The following is a 4,574-nucleotide window of genomic DNA, read 5'->3' on the forward strand; positions in this document are numbered from 1 at the left end:
ATTCCGCACTGCGCTTCGCTTCGGTGCTTCGCTAACGCTGCGCACTGCCTAACGGCATGCTCCATGCCCCTCACGCAGATGACCTTTGCAATTATGTCTTTACCTTGTTTAAGCTTGAAGCACAAGTACTTACAAGCCAAAACTTGACATAAGAAACAGAGAAATGGCTTTTTCAGAGATCCACTGCGTGAGGCATGCGGAGGGTGGGCGTTAGCCCAGTGCGGAGCGAAGCGTAGCACCGAAGCGATAGCGTAGCCCGCAGCACGCCGACCTTGCCCATACAAGCGCAGCGAAGTATGGGCAAGGACACGCCCAAAAAAATTAAAATTCAAATTTTACGTAATTATACAAGTTTAGAATTGCAAGTATTAGAGTTCTTTACTATTTTCAAGAATAGTTTATTCTCAACTATGGAAATTGCAAAATCAACATGACATAATTGTAGTTTGTAAGTCAAAAGTATAACAAAGCAACGTAACTTGGCGTTAGTTTTATTCGTATTTTTGCATAAGCATGATAGAAAAACCTGACACAAATATAGATATCAACTATCATCAAGAAGCATTTATCAATCCTTTAAACATTGCTTTTTTGATGATTGCCGTGTGTGTATTTATAGTGGTAAGCTTTGTTCTAAAATACTTTACCAATCCACTAGGATTAGCGGCTATCTTATTAGCAGCGGAGATATTTTTAGTCAACGCTTTGGCAACCAACAAACGATTTCGTAAAGCAGTTAAACTCAAAAAATTAGCACAGATTGAAGAAGCAAACAGAAAACATCTTCGCAGCCCCCTGTACATGCTTAAATCATTAGACAAAACTCTACAACTACGGTACATGAGCTTGAGAAAAAACATAGAACAAATTCGTATCAATCATGACAAATCAATCAGCACTTCGGATGTATTGTTAGATACTTACTATCAAAAACTACACGAGTTGGAACAAATATACCTTCAACTGTTGTACAACTGGCAAAAATGTAAGCAATTTATATCAGAAAATAAGAAAAATGAGATTCAAAGTGAAATTCTCAAGCTGGAATTAGAAATCCCTAACGATACAGAAGCTGTTAAAAAAGCTAAACAAAAGCGATTAGATATTTTACGAAAACGCTTCAACAAGATAAGCAAAGTTATGGAAAGCGTAGAAGTAATGAAAATACAAATAGACACAATAGAAGATAATGTCAAGTTTCTTTTGGAACAATCTCTTACAGTAAAAGACCCTGCTTCTATTGCTAATCAAGTCAACGAAATTATTAGTGAAACTGAGGATAGCCAAAGTATTTTAACCGAATTAGAATCTGTTATTGGAACTGACGATACTTTAGGCTACCACCTTAGCTCGGGGGAAGATAGCACTTATTCCTCTACTCAAATCAAATATTAATTTATGCTTTTGCCTAAGGGCAAAACTGTATCTGCCAAGCGACTTTGGTTAATCACAGGCATTGCTATATTCATAAGAATCCTTTTTTTTGTAATAGTTACAGACAGCCAACCACAAGGACTGGGAAATGAAGTCAACGATGGTACCCATTATTTGAAGCTAGCTCAAAGCATTCTATCACACTATTCTTATGCTATACAGTATCCTACGGGCGAAATTAAGGACTTTTTTAGACCACCGGGCTATCCTATTTTTATTGCTCTTACTCTTTTAATAGACACTTCTTTGCAGCTATTAGTCTATTTGCAGATTGTAATTTCAGGTCTTACTGTTTTTATAGTAGGATATATTGCCCAAAATGTTTTCAAATGTAAAAACTACTTACTCCCTGCTATTTTTTATGCTATAGAACCTAATAACATTGCTTACTGCACTTATGTAAGTTCAGAAACCCTATTCGTTTTTATTTGGATGCTGGCTTTAGGACTTTTCTTTAAAGCTTGGCAAATTAAAAGTTCGTTTTTCTTATACCTTAGCGCAGTTTTCTGGGGAATAGCTTTATATATCAGACCTATAGCGCAGTATGGTTTATACCTGACTGTATTTTTTGTACTTTACGGAACTTACAAAAGGCTTTTTTCTTGGAAGAACTTAGTTTTATACACTCTGATTATATTAGCCCTACCTGGTATTTGGGCGTTACGAAACTTTATACATACAGGGCATTTCGTTTTTACAGCACAAAAAGGTTGGCAAATGTTATTTTTTTACTGTGCTTCGGTAGAGCAGCATATTACAGGACAGGGATTTGAAGAAACTCAAATTCAGTTCTTTAATCGCTATCCTACTGAATATATGAAAAAACATGGCATAATCGTAACTGATACCACAAACTTACTTACACTCACCAATGCTCTTACCTTTGAAGATGATATCTATTTTCAGCAGGAAGCTAAAAAGTATTTTGAGCATCACTATCGAGACTTTTTATTTTCATTTTTCAAAGGTGGAATGTACATGCTTTTAGGCGTGGGCAACTGGACATGGGAGAGCTACCTAGGCACACTGCAAAAAAGAGGTATAAAACAAGTTTTTGATGAAACTAACTTGATTAAACAGATAAAGCATCAATTTTATAGAGAGAGTATATTGCAAACTCTTTTTCGTATATTTCATTTTGCTTTTTTAATAAGCGTATATGCTTTATTTATTAGAAATGTTGTTCTCAACAGAAAAAATGTTTTAATTTACTTTTTACTTATTTTAATTTTATACATGATGATATTAGTAGCCATCGTCATGGAAAACCGATACCGTATTCCGATTATAGCAATGATGCTGCCACTTACGTTTTATGATAAAAATCCAAAAACAAAAAATCTAATGTGAATAATAAATAACGTAGCAAATTATTTAGAATAGTTACAAATACCCGTCTGTCAACTTTTTGTCAAAAAATATGCAGCTTTTGGAAGTTGTTCACTTATGTAGTGGAGAAAAGAAATCTTGATTGAGAATTTTTTAATTCTTAATAACTTTCTTCTTGAAAATTTTGTATTTTTTGCGTTACCTGTTCCCATTTTGTTATTTAGGTTTGCTTGATGCTTTTACTAGTACACAAATACTTACCTCTGTGTTTTATTCTTATAGGGGGGATACTTCGCTTGTTATACGTTTTGCACTATCCTCTACTATTAGGTGATGGATATGAATATCATCAAAGTGCAATAAATATACTCAAATATGGTACATTCTCACGCAGTGAAACAGAACCGATAGTGCCTAGCTACACGCGTGTCCCTGGCTATTCTTTATTTCTCGCAGGAGTATATGGGCTAACTGGTGTAAATTACAAATTTGCTCTTTTTGTTCAAGTCTTTCTATCTATCTTAGCAGTGTATTGGATATATCGCATAATAATAGAGAGTGATATTCCCCAAGCTCAGCCAATTGCATATCTTTTTTTATGTATTCACACATTTTATTTTAGGGCGGATATTTTTGTCAATCACATTTTAAGTGAAACGCTAACCACTTTTATTACTGTTGGAATAGCCTATTTTATTCTGTACAAAAAGAACATTTATTGGGCTTCTTTTTTACTAGGTTATGGTATGATTACCCGAGTGGATATGATACTTTTACCTCTTTTTATTCTACTTTTCATTTGGATTTACCGAAAACGCTACTCACTTTCTATCTCAAAACTGCTTATAGCTACTTGTATCTTGATTTTACCGATTAGCCTTTGGACATTGCGGAATGCCATCACGTTCAAAATTTTTATGCCTCTCTCTGCACCTTTTCCCGTTGAAAAAGTATCTAAATCAGGTTTTGCAATTTGGTGTAAAACATGGATAACTCGAGAAAGCGAAATGCAAAAAGGACATTGGAGCATTATGTTTTGCGAATACCAAGACTTTGGTCAAGCAGATATACCAACGTATGCTTTTACTTCTGAACAAGAAAAAAAGGATATTCTACAAATCCAAAGCATTATCAATCAAACTCACACTTACACACCACAAATGGATAGTGTCTTTAGGTACTATGCTTACAAGCATATTAGACAAAACCCTTTGAAAGTATTTTTGTTTAATCCACTTCTTACAGGATGGCATTTGTGGGTACATACAGGTTCTGAATATTTTTGGTTTATGCAAGGTATCTCCATGCTAGATGCACTTAAAAATCCGCTGGAATTTCAAAATATGTTGAAAATAGTGTTAAGTAGTTTATACATTAGCTTACTTCTTTTGGCTGTGGTGGGAATGACATATACTATAAAGCATAAGTTATGGAAATCGAGCACTCTTGTTTTCTTAATTTTACTTTGGACCCATAGAACAACATTTTACATGTTTTTCTTTTTGCCTGAGCATCGCTACATGACCTCCGTGGTGTGGATAGTGTGGATATTTAGTGCAATCGGTATATATTATCTACTTAGCAGACTAAAAGTAAGTAGAATAATTTTTTAGAGTTCCTTTTTGACTATTTCGCTGTACTGTACAGAGCAAAACACCTTGCTATCGTTTTACTTTTGGAATTCCCCTTCAATATCAAGTAATGCTTTCAGGTCAGGTAAAAATTTATCAAAAGTTTTTATTTTTTTACTCTCTTGCAAATTTTTCTCTGTTAAAACGTATGAAGCATCTGTGTCTACTTCAGCAATAGGG

At 34.5% G+C, this 4,574-nt stretch carries 4 protein-coding genes; 3 read left to right on the forward strand and 1 reads right to left on the reverse strand.

All coding sequences use genetic code 11. From position 1 onward, the window contains the following. A partial coding sequence (locus tag NZ519_12400; protein ID MCS7029555.1) for a hypothetical protein occupies nt 1-332 on the reverse strand: 332 nt, incomplete at its 3' end. A 181-nt stretch (nt 333-513) separates the two neighbouring features. On the opposite strand from NZ519_12400, the gene NZ519_12405 reads away from it, so the two are divergent. The 3 genes from NZ519_12405 to NZ519_12415 all read left to right on the forward strand — a co-directional run bounded on the left by NZ519_12405 (nt 514) and on the right by NZ519_12415 (nt 4,376). After that, nucleotides 514-1,395: a hypothetical protein gene (locus NZ519_12405; protein MCS7029556.1), complete on the forward strand. Its 882-nt coding sequence runs from the start codon at nt 514-516 to the stop codon at nt 1,393-1,395. A 3-nt stretch (nt 1,396-1,398) separates the two neighbouring features. Next, the gene (locus NZ519_12410; protein ID MCS7029557.1) at nt 1,399-2,784 is read left to right on the forward strand and encodes a glycosyltransferase family 39 protein; all 1,386 of its coding nucleotides are present in this window, start codon (nt 1,399-1,401) and stop codon (nt 2,782-2,784) included. A 212-nt stretch (nt 2,785-2,996) separates the two neighbouring features. Further along, nucleotides 2,997-4,376 (forward strand): hypothetical protein, encoded by a 1,380-nt coding sequence (locus NZ519_12415; protein MCS7029558.1) that lies wholly within the window; start codon nt 2,997-2,999, stop codon nt 4,374-4,376. The last annotated feature ends 198 nt before the right edge of the window (nt 4,377-4,574 follow it).

The sequence above is a fragment of the Bacteroidia bacterium genome (genome assembly GCA_025056095.1).
In the GTDB taxonomy this organism is placed as follows: domain Bacteria; phylum Bacteroidota; class Bacteroidia; order JANWVE01; family JANWVE01; genus JANWVE01.

Excerpts from the sequence above, each read along its gene's own strand:
- NZ519_12410 (MCS7029557.1), top strand. The coding sequence starts at position 1,399 with ATGCTTTTGCCTAAGGGCAAAACTGTATCTGCCAAGCGACTTTGGTTA.
- NZ519_12405 (MCS7029556.1), top strand. The coding sequence starts at position 514 with ATGATAGAAAAACCTGACACAAATATAGATATCAACTATCATCAAGAA.
- NZ519_12415 (MCS7029558.1), top strand. The coding sequence starts at position 2,997 with ATGCTTTTACTAGTACACAAATACTTACCTCTGTGTTTTATTCTTATA.